Here is a 20796-nt window from a genome sequence, read left to right on the forward strand (position 1 = left end):
TAGCCCAGATTGATTTTGAGAGATATTTGACTTTGATAACATACAATAATTAATAAATACAAAGAGAATCACTTTTTATTAAAGTCTTATGTATATGTAATTTACAAATAGAAGTTATGTGTTTAAATCTTGTACAAGTTTTTTAAGGTGTGTTGAAAAGTTTGTACAGGAAATAGCGGAAAAATCTTGTACAAGTTTTTTAGAGGGTATTGAAAAGTTTGTACAAGAAATAGAGGAGCAATCTTGTACAAGTTTTTTGGAAGGTATTGAAAAGTTTGTACAAGAAATAGAAGAGCAATCTTGTACAAGTTTTTTAAGGTGTGTTGAAAAGTTTGTACAGGAAATAGTGGAAAAATCTTGTACAAGTTTTTTAAGATGCGTTGAAAAGTTTGTACAAGAAATAGCGGAAAAATCTTGTACAAGTTTTTTGGAAGGTATTAAAAAGTTTGTACAAAAAGAAGCTTATTATCAATAGGTTAATTTATTGAATTCTTGTAAATATGATTTTTTATTTTATAGTGATCGGTATAATATTACCACTGATTTAAAGTTTTAAGTATGTAAAACTTGCGAAAGGAATATAGTTCATCAAAAAAATGTAAATATGATAAAAGATATAAAAAAGTATTTCAATATTTCTAATCAAGGAATAGCAGCTTATATAGGAAAATCTATCAGCTTGGTCAATTCTATAATTATTGGACGCAGATATTTTAGCTTACCAGACCTAAATAAACTTTTAAAACTTTATAAAAGTTTACAAATGGAAAAGGGAATACTTGAGCTGCCTGAGGTTATTGCATTAATAGATAAAGAAAAGGAAAGCGCACTTCCTTGGGTAAAACAGCAAATTAAAGAGAAAAAACGTGCCTTGATCATTTGTAAAAATACCCTAAAAAAATTACAATTACGTAGAAAGGTATGGTTACGAGGGCTGGGGGTTTGTACTACTTTATTAAATGATCAAACATTAGATGGAGCTACTCTTAAATGGCTTAGTTTACGTAAAAAGCATTTAAGCATACGATTAAAAGAAGATACATATTTTAAAGAAATAGCATATGAGCTTCGTATTAAAAGCTTAAAAGGAGAGCTAAGCTATTTAAAAAAGATGGTAGAAAAAGAGTTTAAATAAATAGCTTGGCACCTTTTTTATTTTAGTATTAAGAAAACACTTTAATTCCTAATGAAAAAATCACTACTACAAAAACAAATCTAATTTTAGTTGAACCCAAACTGCTTTTTTCTTTTCAGTATTAAGGTTGCTAAAAGAAATGCCTAATAAACGAACGGAGTTTTTTAGCTTTTCTTTGTATAAGAGCTCTTTAACAACAGGAAAAAAAACGCTTTTATCGTCGGTAAAATTCAATAATGTTTTACTTCTTGTTTGCTGAGAAAAATCGCTATACTTTATTTTTAAAGTAATTGTTTTCCCTTTTGCTTTGCTAGTTTTCATTCTTCTATCCAGTTCCTCAGCAATTTTATTTAACTGAGCTAACATAAAAACTTCCGAAGACAAGTTTTCAGTAAAAGTACGTTCAGCAGCAATAGACTTTCTAATTCTATTCGGTTTTACTTCACTTTTATGAACTCCTCGAACAATATGATAATAATGACTTCCTGATTTGCCAAAAAGAGCAGTCAATTCCTCTAAAGACCGTTGTTTTAAATGAAGCCCATTAAAAATCCCATTGGCGTACATTTTAGCAGCAGTCACTTTTCCTACTCCATAAAATTTACGAATAGGAAGCTCCTCTAAAAAAAGAAGAACTTCTTCAGGATGTACCGTTTTTTGTCCGTTAGGTTTATTCATATCAGAAGCTACTTTAGCAATAAACTTATTAATAGAAATACCTGCCGAAGCGCGCAATTCAAGTTCCTTCCAAATACGTCGCCTAATTTCTTCAGCAATAAGACTAGCAGAATTGATGTTTTTTTTATTAATAGTAACATCCAAATATGCCTCATCCAAAGAAAGCGGTTCTACACAATCAGTATAATCATAAAAAATTTCTCTAATCTTTAGAGAGATTTCTTTATAACGAGCAAATCTAGGTTTGACAAAAATCAAATGCGGACATTTCTTTTGGGCTAATGCTGCGCTCATGGCAGATTTTACACCAAAAACCCTAGCCTCATAACTAGCAGCAGCAACAACACCTCTAATTTCATTTCCACCAACAGCTACTGGCTTCCCTCGTAAAGAAGGATTATCAAGCTGCTCAACGGAAGCATAAAAGGCATCCATGTCCACATGAATGATTTTTCTGAAAGGAGGTTGCAGTTCCATACAGTAAAAATAAGAAAGCAATAATTAAAATAGTAAATTCATTTAAAATTTTTGAGTTGAAATTACTGTATTACGGTTTTTTTAAATTAAACCTGCTTTACTTCTATAATTTTTACGGGACAAGCTTTTTTAGCTTCATTAGACGGCTCAAAAATGGTTTCATCGTGTGATTTTATAGTAAAAAAGCCCTTTTTTTCAATTGCATGTAATAACACAGACTTTCCGTCTTTTTTAGACATTTGAAATTGTGCAGGAGCAACTTCTACACAATAATTACAACCAATACATTTATTTCTTTGTAGGGTAACAACAACCATTATGCTTTGGCAAATTCAGTGTTAACAATTTTATACAACTTATCAGAAGAACGAATTCTAAAATCTAACTTCATGGTAACTTCATCACCCTTGCTAGCTTTTTTTGCAGGAGCATCATTTACAAACATTTGCGTAAGCTTCATTTCTTGTGCGCCTGTAGTAGGTCCTGTAATCAAAATAGTATCGCCAACAGCTACATCATAAGCCTCAATTTTAAACTCTCCTATTTTTGCCTTTTGGAAATAATGAACTCCTTTGCCTAAATACACCTTTTTTTGAGTAGCATGAGAACCAGGTTCCTTACTCCATTCTCCTAACTTTTGCCCCAAATAATATCCATTCCAAAAGCCTCTATTATATACTTTTTCAAGCTCCAACATCCAAGAAATAACTTTTTCCTTGTCGTAAGTACCATTTGCCAAACAATCAATGGCATCTCTATAGCACTTAATAACTTTGGCAACATACTCAGGAGCTCTCCCTCTTCCTTCAATTTTTAATACTTTAATACCCGCATCAACAACTTGGTCAAGAAAATCAATGGTACATAAATCTTTAGGAGACATGATATATTCATTATCTAACTCCATTTCAAAACCAGACTCTTGATCAATTACCGTATATTTTTTTCGGCAATTTTGTTTACAAGCCCCTCTGTTTGCTGAGGAATTATGTGAGTGCAAGCTCATATAACATTTGCCAGAAACAGCCATGCACAAAGCACCGTGCCCAAAAATTTCAATCTCAAGCAAACGACCAGAAGGCCCTTTTATCTCTTCTTTCGCTATTTGCTCAGTAATCTTTTTAACTTGACGTAAGCTCAGTTCTCTACTCAATACAACCGTATCAGCAAACATTGCATAAAACTTTACAGTTTCAATATTAGTAATGTTAATTTGGGTAGAAATATGCACTTCCATTTGGGCAGCTCTGGCCATAGTAATAACTGCTTGATCCATAGCAATAACCGCAGTAATATTAGCTTTTTTAGCGCTATTAATTAATGTTTTTACAATAGATAAATCATGGTCATACACAATGGTATTTAACGTTAAATAGGTACGTACATTTTTTTCTGAACACCGTTTTGAAATCTCTTCCAAATCGTCTAGTGTAAAATTAATAGAGGCCCTTGCTCTCATATTTAATTGCTCAACACCAAAATATACAGCATCACACCCATTATCTAAAGCAGCTTGTAACGATTCAAAGTTACCTGCTGGTGCCATCAGTTCTATCTTTTGCATTATTTCTTAAACTTTAAAGCTTCTGAACGTCCTTTTTTAAAAATCTTATTACTAGCTTGCTTTCCTTTACGAAGCTCTTTTTGCGCTTCATAAGACAAATGAATGATGTCTTGGCAATCAGTAGAGCAGGTGTTTTCTGTACGTGCTGCACACTCATCACACTGAATAAATAATAAATGACAAGCTTCATTAGCACAGTTTGTATGGTTGTCACAAGGTGTTCCGCATTGATGGCAATTAGAAATTACATCATCGCTAATTCTTTCAGCTCTTCTATGGTCAAAAACAAAATTTTTACCCAAAAATTTATTTTCAATCTCTTCTTCCTTTACCTGTCTAGTGTATTCAATAATCCCCCCTTCTAATTGAAAAACATTTTTAAAACCTTTATGTTTATAGTAAGCAGAAGCTTTTTCACAACGAATTCCTCCTGTACAGTACATTAATAAATTTTTATCTTCCTTATGCTCCTTTAAATCTTCTTCAATAATATCTAAAGAATCTCTAAAAGTATCAACATCAGGAGTAACTGCACCTTCAAAATGACCAATTTCACTTTCGTAATGATTTCGCATATCTACACAAACCGTATTAGGATTCGCTAGCATTTCATTAAATTCCTTAGCACTTAAATGAATGCCTTTATCAGTAACATCAAAAGTCTCATCATTTAAACCATCCGCAACAATTTTATTACGAACCTTAACCTTTAATTTCAAAAAAGATTTATTGTATTGCTCAACGGCAACATTTAAACGAATGTCTTTTAAAAAAGAAATGCCATCTAGTTGCTCTTTTAAAGCCAAAAAATTTTCGGCAGGAACAGAAATCTGCGCGTTAATCCCTTCATAAGAAACATAAGTTCTTCCTAAAACTTCTAAAGAGTTCCATTCCAGAAATAATTTATCTCTAAATAATGACGGATTTTCTATTTTGTGGTATTGGTAAAAAGAAATAGTAAGACGGTCTTTTCCTGCCTCATCTATCAATGCAGCGCGCTCTTGAGCGCTTAACTTATTGTACAGTTGCATGCTATACTTATTTAGTTAAACAATATTATTTGTTGATTTTTTAAAATCGATGCAAATGTACTGATTTTTTGAGTTTTAATGTTTAAAATAACACTTTTTGCAATAATTTGAATTTTTTTAAACTTTCTAATAAATTTTCTAACAAAATAGATACAACCAATTCAATTTTTTTAAACCTTTGTGGGGCATTTGTAAAAAGAGCTTAAGAAGTTATTTCAACTTTTTGTTTAGAACCGAAAATTTAGGGTTTTCTGCTCTAATCAAATCTTTTTTGAGCAACATGGCCTTAGCTACGTTGTGAGAAAAAACTACAATTAGGGTGAAACAAGACCCATTTGCAGGTATCAGAAAAAGTTGAAACCACTTTCCATAGAAAGCCTTTATAAAATAAACAAATACGCATTAAGTTTAACAGATGGAAGCCATAATCATAAAAAGGCATTCATAAATAAAAAATAAAAATGAAAGTAGCAGTAGTAGGAGCTACCGGTATGGTAGGTAAGGTAATGTTACAAGTATTAGCAGCACGTAATTTTCCTGTTACAGAATTAATACCTGTAGCATCAGAGCGTTCAATAGGTAAAAAAATAAGCTTTAACGGATCCGACTTTGCCATAGTAGGTTTGGAAGAAGCAGTTGCTATGAAGCCAGATATAGCCTTGTTTTCTGCGGGAGGAAATACTTCTTTGGAATGGGCTCCTAGGTTTGCAAAAGTAGGAACAACAGTTATTGACAACTCTTCCGCATGGAGAATGGATCCTACTAAAAAATTAATTGTACCAGAAATTAACGCAGCAGAATTAACAGAAGAAGATAAAATTATAGCAAATCCTAACTGTTCTACGATTCAAATGGTTCTGGCATTGGCGCCATTGCATAAAAAATACGATATCAAACGCTTGGTAATTTCTACATACCAATCTATTACAGGAACAGGAGTAAAAGCAGTACAGCAGTTAGCAGATGAGTTTGTAGGAAAAGAAGGAGATAAAGCATATCATTATCAAATTCATAAAAATGCGATTCCTCATTGTGATGTGTTTGAAGAAGGAGGATATACTAAAGAAGAATTAAAATTAGTTCGTGAAACTCATAAAATTTTAGGAGACCCAGGCATTGCTGTTACAGCAACAGCCGTAAGAATACCAGTAGTTGGAGGGCACTCTGAAAGTGTGAATGTAGAGTTTAAAAAGCATTTTGAGCTAGCTGATATTCCAAAAATATTAGCAGCTACAGAAGGGGTTGTAGTAATAGATAATTTAGAAAAGAACGAGTATCCAATGCCTTTTTATGCAGAGGGCAAAGATGATGTTTTTGTAGGAAGAATACGTAGAGATTTGTCTCAAGAAAATTCATTGAATTTATGGATTGTAGCTGATAACTTACGTAAAGGAGCGGCTACCAATACCATACAAATAGCAGAGTATTTAGTGGCTAATAACTTAATTAATACAACAGTTTTAGCGTAAGAGAAATCGAGTTATTTTGCACTTATTGATATTGCTGTTTTGAGTACTCTTCTTATCTTTATGCATCTTTTAAAAGAATTGAGCCCTTATGCAGCTTCAACTTAAAAAGTTTAAATAAGTTCGTTTTATAAAAAAAAGAAAATCCTGAGTTTTAAACTCAGGGTTTTTTGGTTAAAAGAATTATTTTCGCCTTCATGAATACAACTAAAATTATAGCCAATACAATTGTTTTTGTAAAAGAAACTTTAAAAGGAGCAGAGGGAGGACATGACTGGTTTCATGTAGAAAGGGTTTATAAAAATGCATTGCAAATAGCAAAACAAGAAAAAGTGGATGGTTTTGTCGTGTCACTTGGAGCATTATTACATGATATTGCAGATAGTAAGTTTTATGGAGGTGATGAAACTGTGGGGCCTCAAAAAGCACGCGCTTTTTTAATGTCAGAACAGGTAGCCGAACCAATAATCGTTCACATAGAGCAGATTATTAAAAATATTTCTTACAAAGGAGGGAATTTTAAACAAATTTTTACCTCTCCTGAACTGAAAGTCATACAAGATGCTGATAGAATAGATGCTATTGGAGCTATTGGAATTGCACGCTGTTTTAATTATGGAGGTTTTAAGAATAGAGAATTATACAATCCAGCGATTTCACCAAACTTAAATATGACTAAAGAAGAATACAAAAAGTCAAAAGCTCCAACAATAAATCATTTTTATGAAAAATTATTGTTATTAAAAGACAAAATGAATACTGAAACAGGTAAAAAAATTGCAGAAGAGCGTCATGTATTTATGGAAAAATTTTTAAAACAGTTTTATAACGAGTGGAATGGGCTTTGTTAATGATGCCTATGAAAGAGAATCGTAATACTTCCATTAGTAAAATAATTAGTAATATATAAATAATTAAATGAAAGGGATCTTTAATTTAGTAGTGTGCTTGTGGGCAATAAATTCTTGCTTTTCACAAGATAAAGTAGGTGTAGCAGTAAATAATCAGTTTAAAATAAACTATTACCTATTAGGAATAGATGCTTCTTATGAATTGGCATTAAATAAAAGTATTTTATGGGAAACAGGAGTAGGAATCGGAGCAGGAGGCTCTATAAGAGATAGGCTTTTTGTTGGAGAATCTTTTCAAATTGATTTTACATCTTTTCCCGTTTTAAGGTTAAGAAGCAGGTTAAAATATGTGTATAATAGAGCTAAAAGGTTTCAAAAAGGTAAAGATATTACTTATAACTCTGGTAATTATATAGCAATACAAGGAACTTTTTCTTCTAAAAAGGAAAATATAGCAAACGATCTTCTTTTAACAGATGTTGTTTGGGGAATTCAAAGAAGCTTGGGAGGAAAGTGGTTGTTTAATGTAAATACAGGGCTTGGGTATGCAAAAGATTTTGACACGCAACTTAGTCGATTTTACCCAACACTAGGAATTGCTTTTTCTTATATGATTTTCTAAATCGCTGTTAAGCATTCTCAAAAAACACTCACTTGTTTTCTAGTGAGTGTTTTTTGAGGACGCTATATTCTGAATAGTGGTACAAATTAGGAGAAGGAAACTATTTTCCAGAGAAATTTGCTTTTCGTTTTTCTAAAAAAGCAGTAGTCCCTTCTTTAAAATCTTCTGTACCAAAGCAGTTTCCAAAGGCGGTGATTTCTGTAAGGAAACCATTTACACCATCTTTATAGTTCGCATTTACAGCTTTTATAGCTCCGCTAATTGCAACAGGAGAATTTCTCATAATTTTACGAGCCAGTTTTTCAGTAAAAGGAAGTAATGCTTCAATACTCACTACGTGGTTTACCAAGCCAGCATCTTTAGCTTCTTCCGCAGTAATCATATGCGCAGTCATAATCATTTCCATAGCTTTACCTTTTCCTACCAATTGTGGTAGGCGCTGTGTACCTCCATATCCAGGAATAACCCCTAGAGAAACTTCCGGGAGTCCCATTTTAGCATGGTTAGAAGCTACTCTAAAATGACAAGCCATTGCCAATTCTAATCCTCCCCCAAGAGCAAAACCATTTACAGCAGCAATAACAGGTGTAGATAAATTTTCTACAAAATCAAATAACAATTCCTGTCCTTTAGCGGCAAGTTTACCTCCTTCTTCTTCAGAAAAATTCGAAAACTCAGAAATATCTGCTCCCGCAACAAAAGCTTTATCTCCGCTACCTGTAACTATAATTACTTTTACAGAGGAATCATTATTAAGGGTTGTGAAAGCATTGTGCAGTTCTTCAATAGTTACTTTATTTAACGCATTTAATTTTTTAGGACGGTTGATTGTTATTTTTCCTAAACCATCAGTAATATCAATTAAAATATTTTGAAAACCCATCTTTTTAGTGTTTATAAGTTGATAATGATGCTCAAAAAAGAGCATTTTTTTAGTTATTTTTTTGGCAATACTATGGTAAAAACAGTGCCAATTCCTTCCTTTGAACTGTAAGAAATAGTACCATCATACGCTTCAATGATATTCTTAATCATAGGCAAACCGAGTCCCATTCCACTAGATTTCGTAGTAAACTTAGGCTCAAAAATAAGATTTTTAAGTGTCTCTTTTATTCCTTTTCCGTTATCAGAAACAATAATTTTAAGATATTGCCCTTCAGAAGAAACTTTTACCTCTATTTTAGGGTGTTCTTCATTTTCAGTAGCTTGAGAAGCATTTTTAACAAGGTTGGTAACAATTCTAATGAGTTGAGTCTTGTCTAAATTAGCATATAACGTATCCGTTTCAGGAATATAATGAATGTATTTTTCATTAAAAATATCTAATGCTAATTTAATAACCTCAATAACGTTAAGTTGCTCCCGCTTTTGAGTAGGCATTTTTGCAAAATCAGAAAAAGCAGAAGCAATAGAACTCATTACGTCAATTTGCTGAATAAGAGTTTGACTATACTCTTTTAATTTTTCTTTTATGGTAGGGTCACTTGGGTCAAACCGTCTTTCAAAGCTTTGTACAGACAAACGCATTGGAGTTAATGGGTTTTTAATTTCATGAGCCACCTGCTTCGCCATTTCGCGCCAAGCTTGCTCCCGCTCACTTTTAGCCAATTTTACAGCACTATCTTCCAGTTGATCGATCATATTGTTATAGGCATCAACAAGGCTGTTAATTTCAGAACTTGCAGCTTCCAATGTGATTTTTTCATTTTGTTTATTCAAATGAGTTTGCTGCATTTTTTCTGAAATTGTTTTGATAGAGCGAGTTATATAGCTAGATAAAAAATAAGCAAGTGCAATGGCTGTTAAAAACATAAGAATATACACTAGCGCTAATCGTGACATAAACTCTTCTAATTCATGCTCTTGTTCTCTATTACTTTGGGCTATTTGAAGCTCTAAAATACCAATTCTTTTAAATCTAGGGTCGTTTATATAGGTATATGAAGATTGATAGGTAATTCCTTTTTCTGTAAAACTTTTTAATATTTTATGATTGGAGTTATTTGCTAGCTCCGTTACAATATCGCTAGTGAGTGGTTTTTCTTCAATTTGTTCAAAGGCATTAGGAATGGATGATTTTAGCAAGCGCCCATTCATATCATACATTGATATGTTTAATTTATGAACAGTTGCTATTTCGTAGATTCTATCTTGAAAAATTCGAGATAAATTTTTAGTAGTAACTGCATATGTAGTTTTTCTTTTAAGCTCTATTTCAATATCGTGTTTAGTAGCATCTTCTTTTCTACCAAAACGCTTGATATTATATTCTTTAGTTTGCTCATCATATTGATAAATAGTTATTGCAGCAATTAAAACAGAGGCTAATAACACCAATAGTATCATTGCTATAAAAATTCGGATTCGTAAAGAAATATGACTGAATTTTATCATGATAAGGCACTTATAAATATTGTTAGTTTACTTTTTCTTCCTTAGAATGTAGTAATCGCGTTAATTTGATAGATACATCAAGCAAAATGATTTTAGCATTCCCATTTCTTTCAATATGGTACATGGCATCGCTAATTTCTTTTTCAATAATGAGCATATTTCCACTATGTACAAAAGGAGCAAAATTTTTTAACTCAAACTTAGGTGTTTTAGTTTCTAAAAAAACTAGATCAGGGACCTTGTAATTTAACAACAATGCTTGTCTGAAAAACTGCAAGCAATATTGCAAGAATTGTTTTTGAGTTTCACGCCCACTCTTAGCAATAGCATCACTCCATTCAATGAGTTGTTGAATAACAGCAGCATTTCCTTTAGCCTTAAAAGCAGCTCTAATCCAAGTAATAAACCACTCTTCAAATAAAATGTCGTTAGCATTATGGTGTAATAGATGGACCGCCTTATTGTAATTTCCTGCAGCTTGATGCGCAATTTTTGTAGCTTCTGATTCCGAAACATTTTCCCTTTTCATTAAAGCAGTAACAATATCATGTTCACTTAATGAAGGAAAATGTAAAGCTTGGCATCGAGATTTTATAGTATTAATGATTTCTTGTTCATTTTCAGTAACCAACAAAAAAATTGTTTTACTAGGAGGCTCCTCAATTAATTTCAACAGTTTATTTGCAGCAGCAATATTCATTTTTTCAGCCATCCAAATAATCATCACCTTAAAACCACCTTCATAAGATTTTAATTGTAATTTTTTAACAATATCCTCGGCCTCATCAACATTTATAAGACCTTGTTTGTTTTCCACATGAATATGTTGTAACCAATTAAATAAACTACCATAAGGTTGTTCCGTTATAAAACGTCTCCAATCATCCAAAAAAAGATTGCTAACAGGGTGCTTCTTAACATTTTCATTGGTAGTAACAGGAAAAGCAAAATGTAAATCAGGGTGTTGTAATTTCTGACACTTTACATTACAAGCATCAGTCTCTTTAGAAAAATTACATAATAAAAATTGAGCATAAGCAATGGCCATTGGTAAAGCACCAGTACCTTCTTTACCTACAAATAATTGTGCATGTGGAATTCTCCCATTATTAGCAGAAGTTTGTAAATGTTTCTTGATGTGGTCTTGACCTATAATTTCGTTAAAAAGCATAGGCACAAATATACTATTTATAAAAAGAGAATAGTGAGTAATTTTGTAAATAGAAAAGGCTGTTGTAATTAACAGTTTAGAACAATTCCAATTTAGTATATTTGCAAACTAAATCCATATTTTTTTGAATACTATTGCATCCTTACATATTGGCGAAAAAGGTATAATTTCTGAAGAAAGCTTAGCAAACATTCCGTTAAAATTATTAGAAATGGGATGTTTACCTGGTGCAGAGGTCGAATTGTTACAAATAGCACCTTTGAATGATCCAATATATATATGCGTAAATGGAAGTCATTTAGCAATTAGAAAAGAAACAGCCAGTCAAATTTTGCTTACTAAAATAAAGTAAATGGAGGATAAAAAAGAAATAAGAGTATCTTTAATAGGAAACCCCAATACAGGAAAAACCTCATTGTTTAACCAACTTACAGGGTTGAATCAAAAGGTTGGGAATTATCCAGGAGTTACCGTTGATAGAAAAGAAGGAACATGCAAGCTGCCTAATAATCAAACTGCTCTAATAACAGATCTTCCAGGAACCTACAGTATCAATCCTACATCCATAGATGAAAGTATTGTCTTAAAAACGTTGGTGAATGCTGAAAAATCTAAGAAACCAGAGGTAGTAGTAGTAGTGGCGGATGTAGAAAACTTAAAAAGAAACTTATTACTTTTTACTCAAATTCAAGATTTAGAAATCCCGACAGTGCTAGCTATTAATATGGCAGACCAAATGGACCGTAAAGGAATTTCCATAGATATTGAGCTGTTAAAAAAGGAGCTAAAAACAGAAATAGTACTAATTAGTGTTCGAAATAACGTTGGAATAGAGGAGGTAAAAAAAGCGATCATTAAGAGTAGCATTCTTGAAAAAGGAGAAGCAGTATGTAGTATTAACTCAAAAATAGATCGAGCTTATTTTGAAAAATTACATGAGGTATCTTCAAAATTTTCATTATACGAACTGTGGTTAATGGTTACTCAAAATAGTTTTCCTGATAATATTTCAAAAGAGGAAAAAAATAAAATTCAAGATTTTAGAAGCGATTTGAGTAAGGTTAAAAAGTATCAGCATAAAGAAACTATTTATCGCTATCAAGTAATCAATGGAATTTTAAAAAACACCTACAAGGTAGAACGATCAAAAGGAACAGATGTTAGAGGGCAGCTTGATAGGATTTTTACTCATAAAATATTTGGATACCTTATTTTCTTTGCCATCTTATTGCTAATTTTTCAATCAATTTTTGACTGGGCATCGGCCCCAATGGATTTTATTGATGGCTTTTTTGCAACCATCGCAGAAGTTACAAAATCAAAGCTTCCTGAAGGAATGTTTACGGATTTACTTACAGAAGGAATTATTCCAGGTATTGGGGGAGTGGTTATTTTTATTCCGCAGATAGTAATTTTATTCATGTTTATAGCAATTTTGGAAGAAACAGGTTATATGAGTAGGGTTGTTTTTTTAATGGATAAAATAATGCGCCGCTTTGGAATGAGTGGAAAAAGTGTTATTCCACTAATCTCAGGAACAGCCTGCGCTATACCAGCAGTAATGGCTACCCGAACAATATCTAGTTGGAAAGAACGCTTAATCACTATTTTAGTAACTCCTTTTACAACTTGTTCAGCAAGACTGCCAGTATATGCTATTTTGATAGCATTGGTAATTCCAAATAAAAAGATATTTGGAATTGTAAATTTGCAAGGATTAACGCTTTTAGGACTGTATGGGCTAGGATTTTTAACGGCTATTATAGCTGCTTATATTTTGCATAAAACATTGAAAATAAAAAATGATTCATTTTTTATTGTAGAGATGCCTAATTATAAAATACCCTCTTTTAAAAATGTGTTTTTTGATGTTTTTGAAAAAACAAAAGCATTTGTTTTAGGAGCAGGTAAAATAATTTTAGCTATTTCAATTGTACTGTGGTTTTTAGCATCTAATGGACCTACTTCTTTTAAAAATGTGGAGAAAGAAGTACTGGCTAATGCAAGTTATAATACGTTATCTGATGCAGAGAAAGCACAGAAAATAGCTTCTGAAAAATTAGAGAAATCATATATAGGAATTATGGGGAAAACAATAGAACCCGTAGTAAAACCATTAGGATATGATTGGAAAATAGGAATAGGATTAATTACTTCATTTGCAGCGAGAGAGGTGTTTATAGGAACTTTAGCAACGATTTATAGCGTTGAAAATGATGACGAAGATACAACAACGATCAAACAAAAAATGCAATCTGAAATAAATCCAGAAACAGGAAAAAGTAGGTTTGATTTAGGAACAGGATTATCTCTTTTAGTTTTCTATGCCTTTGCAATGCAGTGTATGGCTACCTTAGCTATTGTAAAACGGGAAACGAAAAGCTGGAAGTGGCCATTGATACAACTTTTAGGAATGGGAGGTTTGGCGTATATCTCCGCGTTTATTACATATCAAATATTTAGTTAATGCAAGAAGTTTTAGTATATGTTGTTTTATTTATAGCAATTCTTTTTTTAGTTAAAAAGTTTGTTTACAAAAGGAAAGCCGATAAAGGTTGCGGTACTGATTGTGGTTGCTCTTAAATGGTTTTCTAAGGATTTGTCTAGTATAGATAAATGGAACTTAATAAAAATTAAAAGAGCTTGAGACTCTATGTGGAAAGAACAATAAAAAACTTTAATACTATAAGTTGTTGTTTTCTATGAAGTTGCGTTGTATAGCATAAAAAAGGGCAAAAAAAAGCTTGTTATTGCATAAATAGTTTCTATATTTGCAGCCGCTAACGGGCAAATAAGCAAAGTTAGCAAAGATCATTGAGAGATTGGGTTTGTAGATGTTTAAATAAAAGTTAAAAAACGTTTGTTTCGAGAGATTTAAAAGTTTTATATTTGCGCTTGTTTAATAACGAGGAGTTGATTTTTTAGCTTTTAAAATTTAAAAAAAAACTTTTTCAAAAAAAAGTTTGTCAGTTTTAAAAAAGGTTATACATTTGCAACCGCTTTCTAAAAGAGCGTAACGTTCAAGGAAATTTGGAAGATTTTAAATAAAAAAATCAGTTAGTTCGAGTCTAACATTTCTACAAGAGATTATTTTAGTTTGCATAAAGATTAGAATAATAAGTTCATTGAAAATATTGAAATTGACAGCGTAAACAAAGAGTAGAATAACCACTTTATATAATAAAGTAATTCTTTTGAAACTTATTCATTCATAATATTAAAGATTATACAATGAAGAGTTTGATCCTGGCTCAGGATGAACGCTAGCGGCAGGCTTAACACATGCAAGTCGAGGGGTAACATTGTAGCTTGCTACAGATGACGACCGGCGCACGGGTGCGTAACGCGTATAGAATCTGCCTTCTACAGAGGGATAGCCTTTAGAAATGAAGATTAATACCTCATAACACTTTGGAATGGCATCGTTTTAAAGTTAAAGATTTATCGGTAGAAGATGACTATGCGTCCTATTAGCTAGATGGTAAGGTAACGGCTTACCATGGCAACGATAGGTAGGGGTCCTGAGAGGGAGATCCCCCACACTGGTACTGAGACACGGACCAGACTCCTACGGGAGGCAGCAGTGAGGAATATTGGGCAATGGAGGCAACTCTGACCCAGCCATGCCGCGTGCAGGAAGACTGCCCTATGGGTTGTAAACTGCTTTTATACAGGAAGAAACGTACCTACGAGTAGGTATTTGACGGTACTGTAAGAATAAGGACCGGCTAACTCCGTGCCAGCAGCCGCGGTAATACGGAGGGTCCGAGCGTTATCCGGAATCATTGGGTTTAAAGGGTCCGCAGGCGGTCGATTAAGTCAGAGGTGAAATCCCATAGCTTAACTATGGAACTGCCTTTGATACTGGTTGACTTGAGTAATACGGAAGTAGATAGAATATGTAGTGTAGCGGTGAAATGCATAGATATTACATAGAATACCGATTGCGAAGGCAGTCTACTACGTATTTACTGACGCTCATGGACGAAAGCGTGGGGAGCGAACAGGATTAGATACCCTGGTAGTCCACGCCGTAAACGATGGACACTAGTTGTTGGGAAATGTCTCAGTGACTAAGCGAAAGTGATAAGTGTCCCACCTGGGGAGTACGATCGCAAGATTGAAACTCAAAGGAATTGACGGGGGCCCGCACAAGCGGTGGAGCATGTGGTTTAATTCGATGATACGCGAGGAACCTTACCAGGGCTTAAATGTGGAATGACAGGGCTAGAGATAGCTTTTTCTTCGGACATTTCACAAGGTGCTGCATGGTTGTCGTCAGCTCGTGCCGTGAGGTGTCAGGTTAAGTCCTATAACGAGCGCAACCCCTATTGTTAGTTGCTAGCAGGTAAAGCTGAGGACTCTAGCGAGACTGCCGGTGCAAACCGCGAGGAAGGTGGGGATGACGTCAAATCATCACGGCCCTTACGTCCTGGGCTACACACGTGCTACAATGGTATGGACAATGAGCAGCCATCTGGCAACAGAGAGCGAATCTACAAACCATATCACAGTTCGGATCGGAGTCTGCAACTCGACTCCGTGAAGCTGGAATCGCTAGTAATCGGATATCAGCCATGATCCGGTGAATACGTTCCCGGGCCTTGTACACACCGCCCGTCAAGCCATGGAAGCTGGGGGTGCCTGAAGTCGGTCACCGCAAGGAGCCGCCTAGGGTAAAACTGGTAACTAGGGCTAAGTCGTAACAAGGTAGCCGTACCGGAAGGTGCGGCTGGAACACCTCCTTTCTAGAGAAAGATGGTGAGTTACAAAAGGAAGTTTTACTCTTTGCTGTTAATTTTAAAATATAGACTAAGATCTTAAAAAAAAAGAGAATGATTTAAGTGTATTTATATGCTTAAGCTGTCTAAGACAGTCTCGTAGCTCAGCTGGTTAGAGCGCTACACTGATAATGTAGAGGTCGGCAGTTCGAGTCTGCCCGAGACTACAAAATTAAGACTTAGAAAAAAAAAAGGAAATTCTGGAAGTTAGAGGATTCAACATTACAAGATTGAGGATTTTATAATCTAAATTTCATATGGGGGATTAGCTCAGCTGGCTAGAGCGCTTGCCTTGCACGCAAGAGGTCATCGGTTCGACTCCGATATTCTCCACAATCAGATGTAAATCTGAAAACGTTCATTGACATATTGGTAAAATGATATCGTAAAGAATCAAGATAGAGTGTTAATCTTAAGATTAACAAGATATTTTTATAAAAAAATAAATAAATATAAAGAGCTCGTTCTAGTGTAATCACTAGAGCAAAAGAACAATAAGCTAAATAAGGGCGTATGGCGGATGCCTAGGCTCTCAGAGACGATGAAGGACGTGATAAGCTGCGAAAAGTTGCGGGGAGAAGCACATATTTTAAGATCCGCAAATATCCGAATGGGGCAACCCGTCATGTTGAAGACATGTCACCTAGCAATAGGGGTAAACCCGGTGAACTGAAACATCTAAGTAACCGGAGGAAGAGAAAACAAAAGTGATTCCGTTAGTAGTGGCGAGCGAACGCGGATTAGCCCAAACCATTGTTGTTACGGCAATAATGGGGTTGTAGGACCACAATATTGATTATTAATTGAATTAGAATAGTTTGGAAAGACTAACCAAAGAAGGTGATAGTCCTGTATAGGTAAGATTAATAATTATAGTGGTATCCTGAGTAGTGCGGGACACGAGTAATCCTGTATGAATCTGCCGGGACCATCCGGTAAGGCTAAATACTCCTGAGAGACCGATAGTGAACTAGTACCGTGAGGGAAAGGTGAAAAGAACCCTAAGTAAGGGAGTGAAAGAGAACCTGAAACCGTACGCCTACAAGCGGTCGGAGCACATTAACTGTGTGACGGCGTGCCTTTTGCATAATGAGCCTACGAGTTACTGTTTCTAGCAAGGTTAAGTATTTCAGATACGGAGCCGAAGCGAAAGCGAGTCTGAATAGGGCGCATAGTTAGTAGTAGTAGACGCGAAACCGAGTGATCTACCCATGGGCAGGTTGAAGCTGTGGTAACACATAGTGGAGGACCGAACCAGTTGACGTTGAAAAGTCTTTGGATGACCTGTGGGTAGGGGTGAAAGGCCAATCAAACTCGGAAATAGCTCGTACTCCCCGAAATGCATTTAGGTGCAGCGTTGAATAAAAGTTTTATAGAGGTAGAGCTACTGATTGGATGCGGGGGCTTCACCGCCTACCAATTCCTGACAAACTCCGAATGCTATAAAATGTTTTTCAGCAGTGAGGGCATGGGTGCTAAGGTCCATGTCCGAGAGGGAAAGAACCCAGACCATCAGCTAAGGTCCCCAAATATATACTAAGTTGAATAAACGAGGTGGAACTGCTTAGACAGCTAGGATGTTGGCTTGGAAGCAGCCATTCATTTAAAGAGTGCGTAACAGCTCACTAGTCGAGCGGTTCTGCATGGATAATAATCGGGCATAAGTATATTACCGAAGCTATGGATTTTATATAATATATAAAGTGGTAGGGGAGCATTCTATATGCGTAGAAGCATAATTGTAAGATAGCGTGGAGCGTATAGAAAAGAAAATGTAGGCATAAGTAACGATAAAGGGGGCGAGAACCCCCCTCACCGAAAGACTAAGGTTTCCTCAGCGATGCTAATCAGCTGAGGGTTAGTCGGGACCTAAGGCGAATCCGAATGGAGTAGTCGATGGACAACAGGTTAATATTCCTGTACTTGTTATAATTGCGATGGGGTGACGGAGTGATGAAAGCACCGCGAACTGACGGAATAGTTCGTTGAAACATTTAGGTATTGGACCCATAGGAAAAACCGTGGATCTAGCTGAGATGTGAAAGTACAACAAGTCTTCGGATGCGTTGATAGTGTGCCTAAGGGCTTCCAAGAAAAACCTCTAAGCTTCAGATTATAAGAACCCGTACCGTAAACCGACACAGGTAGTTGGGATGAGAATTCTAAGGTGCTCGAGAGATTCATGGCTAAGGAACTAGGCAAAATAGACCCGTAACTTCGGGAGAAGGGTCGCCCTCAGTAATGAGGGCCGCAGTGAAAAGGTCCAGGCGACTGTTTATCAAAAACACAGGGCTTTGCTAAATTGAAAGATGATGTATAAGGCCTGACACCTGCCCGGTGCTGGAAGGTTAAGTGGAGTTGTTAGCATTTGCGAAGCAATGAAATGAAGCCCCAGTAAACGGCGGCCGTAACTATAACGGTCCTAAGGTAGCGAAATTCCTTGTCGGGTAAGTTCCGACCTGCACGAATGGTGCAACGATCTGGACACTGTCTCAGCCATGAGCTCGGTGAAATTGTAGTATCGGTGAAGATGCCGATTACCCGCAGCGGGACGAAAAGACCCCGTGAACCTTTACTATAGCTTAGTATTGTGTTTGGATAAGTAATGTGTAGGATAGGTGGGAGACAAAGAAGCGGCCTCGCTAGGGGTTGTGGAGTCATCGTTGAAATACCACCCTTTGCTTATCTAGATTCTAACTCAGCAATGAGGACAGTGCTTGGTGGGTAGTTTGACTGGGGTGGTCGCCTCCAAAAGAGTAACGGAGGCTTCTAAAGGTTCCCTCAGCACGCTTGGTAACCGTGCGAAGAGTGCAATGGCATAAGGGAGCTTGACTGAGAGACATACAGGTCGATCAGGTACGAAAGTAGAGCATAGTGATCCGGTGGTTCCGCATGGAAGGGCCATCGCTCAAAGGATAAAAGGTACTCCGGGGATAACAGGCTGATCTCCCCCAAGAGCTCACATCGACGGGGGGGTTTGGCACCTCGATGTCGGCTCGTCACATCCTGGGGCTGGAGAAGGTCCCAAGGGTTGGGCTGTTCGCCCATTAAAGTGGCACGCGAGCTGGGTTCAGAACGTCGTGAGACAGTTCGGTCTCTATCTGCTGTGGGCGTTAGAAATTTGCGTAGATCTGACTCTAGTACGAGAGGACCGAGTTGGACTGACCTCTAGTGTACCAGTTGTTCCGCCAGGAGCACTGCTGGGTAGCTACGTCGGGAAGGGATAAGCGCTGAAAGCATATAAGCGCGAAACCCACTACAAGATGAGATTTCTTTAAAGGGTCGTTGGAGATTACAACGTTGATAGGCTATAGGTGTAAAGGCAGTAATGTCATAGCCGAGTAGTACTAATAACCCATAGGCTTATGTATGGTCTTCCCCTCCATGTGAGGGGAGGATAGACTCTTTATAATGATTCGATTAGGATATTTTTTTACTAATATGTTAACTTTTACAGTTGGAATATACTGAACGATTTAAGGTGATTATAGCGATGGGGCTCACCTCTTACCATTCCGAACAGAGAAGTTAAGCCCATTAGCGCCGATGGTACTGCCACAGGTGGGAGAGTAGGTCGTTGCCTTGCTTTTAAAGCTCTTAGTTAAAAAACTAAGAGCTTTTTTTATGGAATTTATTTCCGAAAGGAATACACTAGATATAAGGGCTTTTTAAGTTTTAAATTAGCTAACCCTCCTTTGAATTATATTAAAGGCTGGTAGCCCTTTTTATAGGACTGACAAGCATATCTAAAGAAAAAGAAGGGGCTTGGAGGCTGTTTAAGGTATAATGATGAAATTACTTGTTATTCTTTATCGAGATTAAATAAAGTAGCTTAAAGGTTTTTAAAAATAGCTAGAGTGTTGATTAAAGCATAGAAATAAATCAGAGAAAATACTGATTTGATAATAATGAACTATTTTTGCACTTGTTACGTTTGTAGGATATGATAAGGAGGTTATTCGCACTTAGTTTTATTTTTTATAGTATTTTTACTCAAGGGCAAGAATTCTCTAGAAATAAAGTGGTGAAAAAGATTACGGTATTAAGAGATACTATATTATTGGCCCCTACAAGTATTTATCCTTATGATTTTAAAGTTTTTTCTTTAGATAATAAACTTATTGACCCGAAAGAATACCATGTTGATTTTGTAAAAGGGAAATTGATACTAAACAAAAAAAGGTATGGAAAAATAAAAGTCGAATATTTAGAGTATCCTGATTTTGTAACAAGGAGGTACACTTCTTTTGATAAAAAACTAATCGTTCCAAATACAAAAAGCACAGGAAAACTTTATAGCTTGACTACAAATAAAAAGAGGAAAGAAAAGAAATTATTTGAAGGGCTTCAAACCAAAGGATTTATTTTGAGGGGGATTACTAGCGGTAATAATCAGAATGCAGTTACGAATGCTTCTTTGGACTTAACATTATCAGGAAAGCTTTCTGATAATGTTTCTATACGAGGGAATATTTTTGATACTAATATTCCTCTTCAACAAAATGGATATTCTCAGAATGTAACAGATTTTGATAGAATCTTTGTAGAGTTATTCAGTGAAAATTGGAAAATTAAAGGGGGGATCTTACTCTGAGTAACAAAAATACATACTTCTTAAATTTTGAC

Annotated in this window: 16 protein-coding genes, 2 tRNA genes and 3 rRNA genes; 14 read left to right on the forward strand and 7 right to left on the reverse strand. The window is 35.4% G+C overall.

The window, feature by feature from the left end:
* Positions 1-118 precede the first annotated feature (118 nt).
* Together MARIT_RS00625 and MARIT_RS00630 are read left to right on the forward strand one after the other, a co-directional pair.
* Positions 119-475 carry a hypothetical protein gene (locus MARIT_RS00625; RefSeq protein WP_100210510.1) on the forward strand — a complete coding sequence of 119 codons (357 nt, stop codon included), beginning with the start codon at positions 119-121 and terminating at the stop codon, positions 473-475.
* A 129-nt stretch (positions 476-604) separates the two neighbouring features.
* A complete protein-coding gene (locus MARIT_RS00630) occupies positions 605-1135 on the forward strand; it encodes a hypothetical protein (protein WP_024741711.1) in 531 nt (176 codons plus the stop codon).
* Positions 1136-1201: 66 nt separating this feature from the next.
* Here MARIT_RS00630 and dinB read toward each other — a convergent pair whose 3' ends face one another.
* From dinB to trhO, 4 genes are all read right to left on the reverse strand, one after another.
* Positions 1202-2290 (reverse strand): DNA polymerase IV, encoded by a 1089-nt coding sequence (gene dinB, locus MARIT_RS00635; RefSeq protein ID WP_100210511.1) that lies wholly within the window; start codon positions 2288-2290, stop codon positions 1202-1204.
* Positions 2291-2376: 86 nt separating this feature from the next.
* The gene (locus MARIT_RS00640) at positions 2377-2607 is read right to left on the reverse strand and encodes a ferredoxin (protein ID WP_024741713.1); all 231 of its coding nucleotides are present in this window, start codon (positions 2605-2607) and stop codon (positions 2377-2379) included.
* A complete protein-coding gene (locus MARIT_RS00645; protein ID WP_100210512.1) occupies positions 2607-3854 on the reverse strand; it encodes a peptidase U32 family protein in 1248 nt (415 codons plus the stop codon). The genes MARIT_RS00640 and MARIT_RS00645 overlap by 1 nt, the downstream gene beginning before the upstream one ends.
* Entirely contained in the window at positions 3854-4885 is a 1032-nt protein-coding gene (trhO, locus tag MARIT_RS00650; protein WP_100210513.1) for an oxygen-dependent tRNA uridine(34) hydroxylase TrhO, read from the reverse strand. Before trhO ends, MARIT_RS00645 begins: the two co-directional genes overlap by 1 nt.
* Before the next feature lie 461 nt (positions 4886-5346).
* Here trhO and MARIT_RS00655 point away from each other — a divergent pair, with 461 nt between their 5' ends.
* The 3 genes from MARIT_RS00655 to MARIT_RS00665 all read left to right on the forward strand — a co-directional run bounded on the left by MARIT_RS00655 (position 5347) and on the right by MARIT_RS00665 (position 7824).
* On the forward strand, positions 5347-6354 hold the full coding sequence (locus tag MARIT_RS00655; protein ID WP_024741717.1) for an aspartate-semialdehyde dehydrogenase: 1008 nt from the start codon (positions 5347-5349) through the stop codon (positions 6352-6354).
* A 194-nt stretch (positions 6355-6548) separates the two neighbouring features.
* Positions 6549-7202: an HD domain-containing protein gene (locus tag MARIT_RS00660; protein WP_024741718.1), complete on the forward strand. Its 654-nt coding sequence runs from the start codon at positions 6549-6551 to the stop codon at positions 7200-7202.
* 67 nt (positions 7203-7269) lie between these two features.
* Positions 7270-7824: a hypothetical protein gene (locus tag MARIT_RS00665; protein ID WP_100210514.1), complete on the forward strand. Its 555-nt coding sequence runs from the start codon at positions 7270-7272 to the stop codon at positions 7822-7824.
* A 100-nt stretch (positions 7825-7924) separates the two neighbouring features.
* Here the strand turns inward: MARIT_RS00665 and MARIT_RS00670 are convergent, their stop codons facing one another.
* The 3 genes from MARIT_RS00670 to MARIT_RS00680 all read right to left on the reverse strand — a co-directional run bounded on the left by MARIT_RS00670 (position 7925) and on the right by MARIT_RS00680 (position 11389).
* Positions 7925-8707 carry an enoyl-CoA hydratase/isomerase family protein gene (locus MARIT_RS00670; RefSeq protein WP_100210515.1) on the reverse strand — a complete coding sequence of 261 codons (783 nt, stop codon included), beginning with the start codon at positions 8705-8707 and terminating at the stop codon, positions 7925-7927.
* A gap of 53 nt (positions 8708-8760) precedes the next feature.
* Positions 8761-10170, reverse strand: coding sequence for a sensor histidine kinase (locus tag MARIT_RS00675; RefSeq protein ID WP_024741721.1), 1410 nt, complete (start codon positions 10168-10170; stop codon positions 8761-8763).
* Positions 10171-10240: 70 nt separating this feature from the next.
* Positions 10241-11389: a DNA polymerase III subunit gene (locus MARIT_RS00680; RefSeq protein WP_024741722.1), complete on the reverse strand. Its 1149-nt coding sequence runs from the start codon at positions 11387-11389 to the stop codon at positions 10241-10243.
* A 124-nt stretch (positions 11390-11513) separates the two neighbouring features.
* Between MARIT_RS00680 and MARIT_RS00685 the strand changes: the two genes are divergently transcribed.
* The 9 genes from MARIT_RS00685 to MARIT_RS15805 all read left to right on the forward strand — a co-directional run bounded on the left by MARIT_RS00685 (position 11514) and on the right by MARIT_RS15805 (position 20764).
* Positions 11514-11741, forward strand: coding sequence for a FeoA family protein (locus MARIT_RS00685; protein ID WP_024741723.1), 228 nt, complete (start codon positions 11514-11516; stop codon positions 11739-11741).
* Complete coding sequence (gene feoB, locus MARIT_RS00690) at positions 11742-13856, forward strand: ferrous iron transport protein B (RefSeq protein ID WP_100210516.1); 2115 nt, start codon at positions 11742-11744, stop codon at positions 13854-13856.
* On the forward strand, positions 13856-13972 hold the full coding sequence (locus MARIT_RS00695) for a FeoB-associated Cys-rich membrane protein (RefSeq protein WP_084339891.1): 117 nt from the start codon (positions 13856-13858) through the stop codon (positions 13970-13972). Before feoB ends, MARIT_RS00695 begins: the two co-directional genes overlap by 1 nt.
* Before the next feature lie 645 nt (positions 13973-14617).
* A 16S ribosomal RNA gene (locus MARIT_RS00700) occupies positions 14618-16137 on the forward strand.
* Between the two features lie 126 nt (positions 16138-16263).
* Positions 16264-16337: transfer RNA gene (locus tag MARIT_RS00705), tRNA-Ile, on the forward strand.
* Positions 16338-16429: 92 nt separating this feature from the next.
* A tRNA-Ala gene (locus MARIT_RS00710) sits at positions 16430-16503 on the forward strand.
* A gap of 159 nt (positions 16504-16662) precedes the next feature.
* Positions 16663-19541: ribosomal RNA gene (locus tag MARIT_RS00715) — 23S ribosomal RNA — on the forward strand.
* 106 nt (positions 19542-19647) lie between these two features.
* A 5S ribosomal RNA gene (rrf, locus tag MARIT_RS00720) occupies positions 19648-19756 on the forward strand.
* Together the 16S, 23S and 5S rRNA genes with 2 tRNA genes alongside form the textbook arrangement of a ribosomal RNA operon.
* 438 nt (positions 19757-20194) lie before the next feature.
* Positions 20195-20764, forward strand: a complete 570-nt coding sequence (locus MARIT_RS15805) for a hypothetical protein (RefSeq protein WP_231975171.1) — start codon at positions 20195-20197, stop codon at positions 20762-20764.
* Positions 20765-20796 lie beyond the last annotated feature (32 nt).

The sequence above is a fragment of the Tenacibaculum maritimum NCIMB 2154 genome (assembly GCF_900119795.1).
In the GTDB taxonomy this organism is placed as follows: domain Bacteria; phylum Bacteroidota; class Bacteroidia; order Flavobacteriales; family Flavobacteriaceae; genus Polaribacter; species Polaribacter maritimus.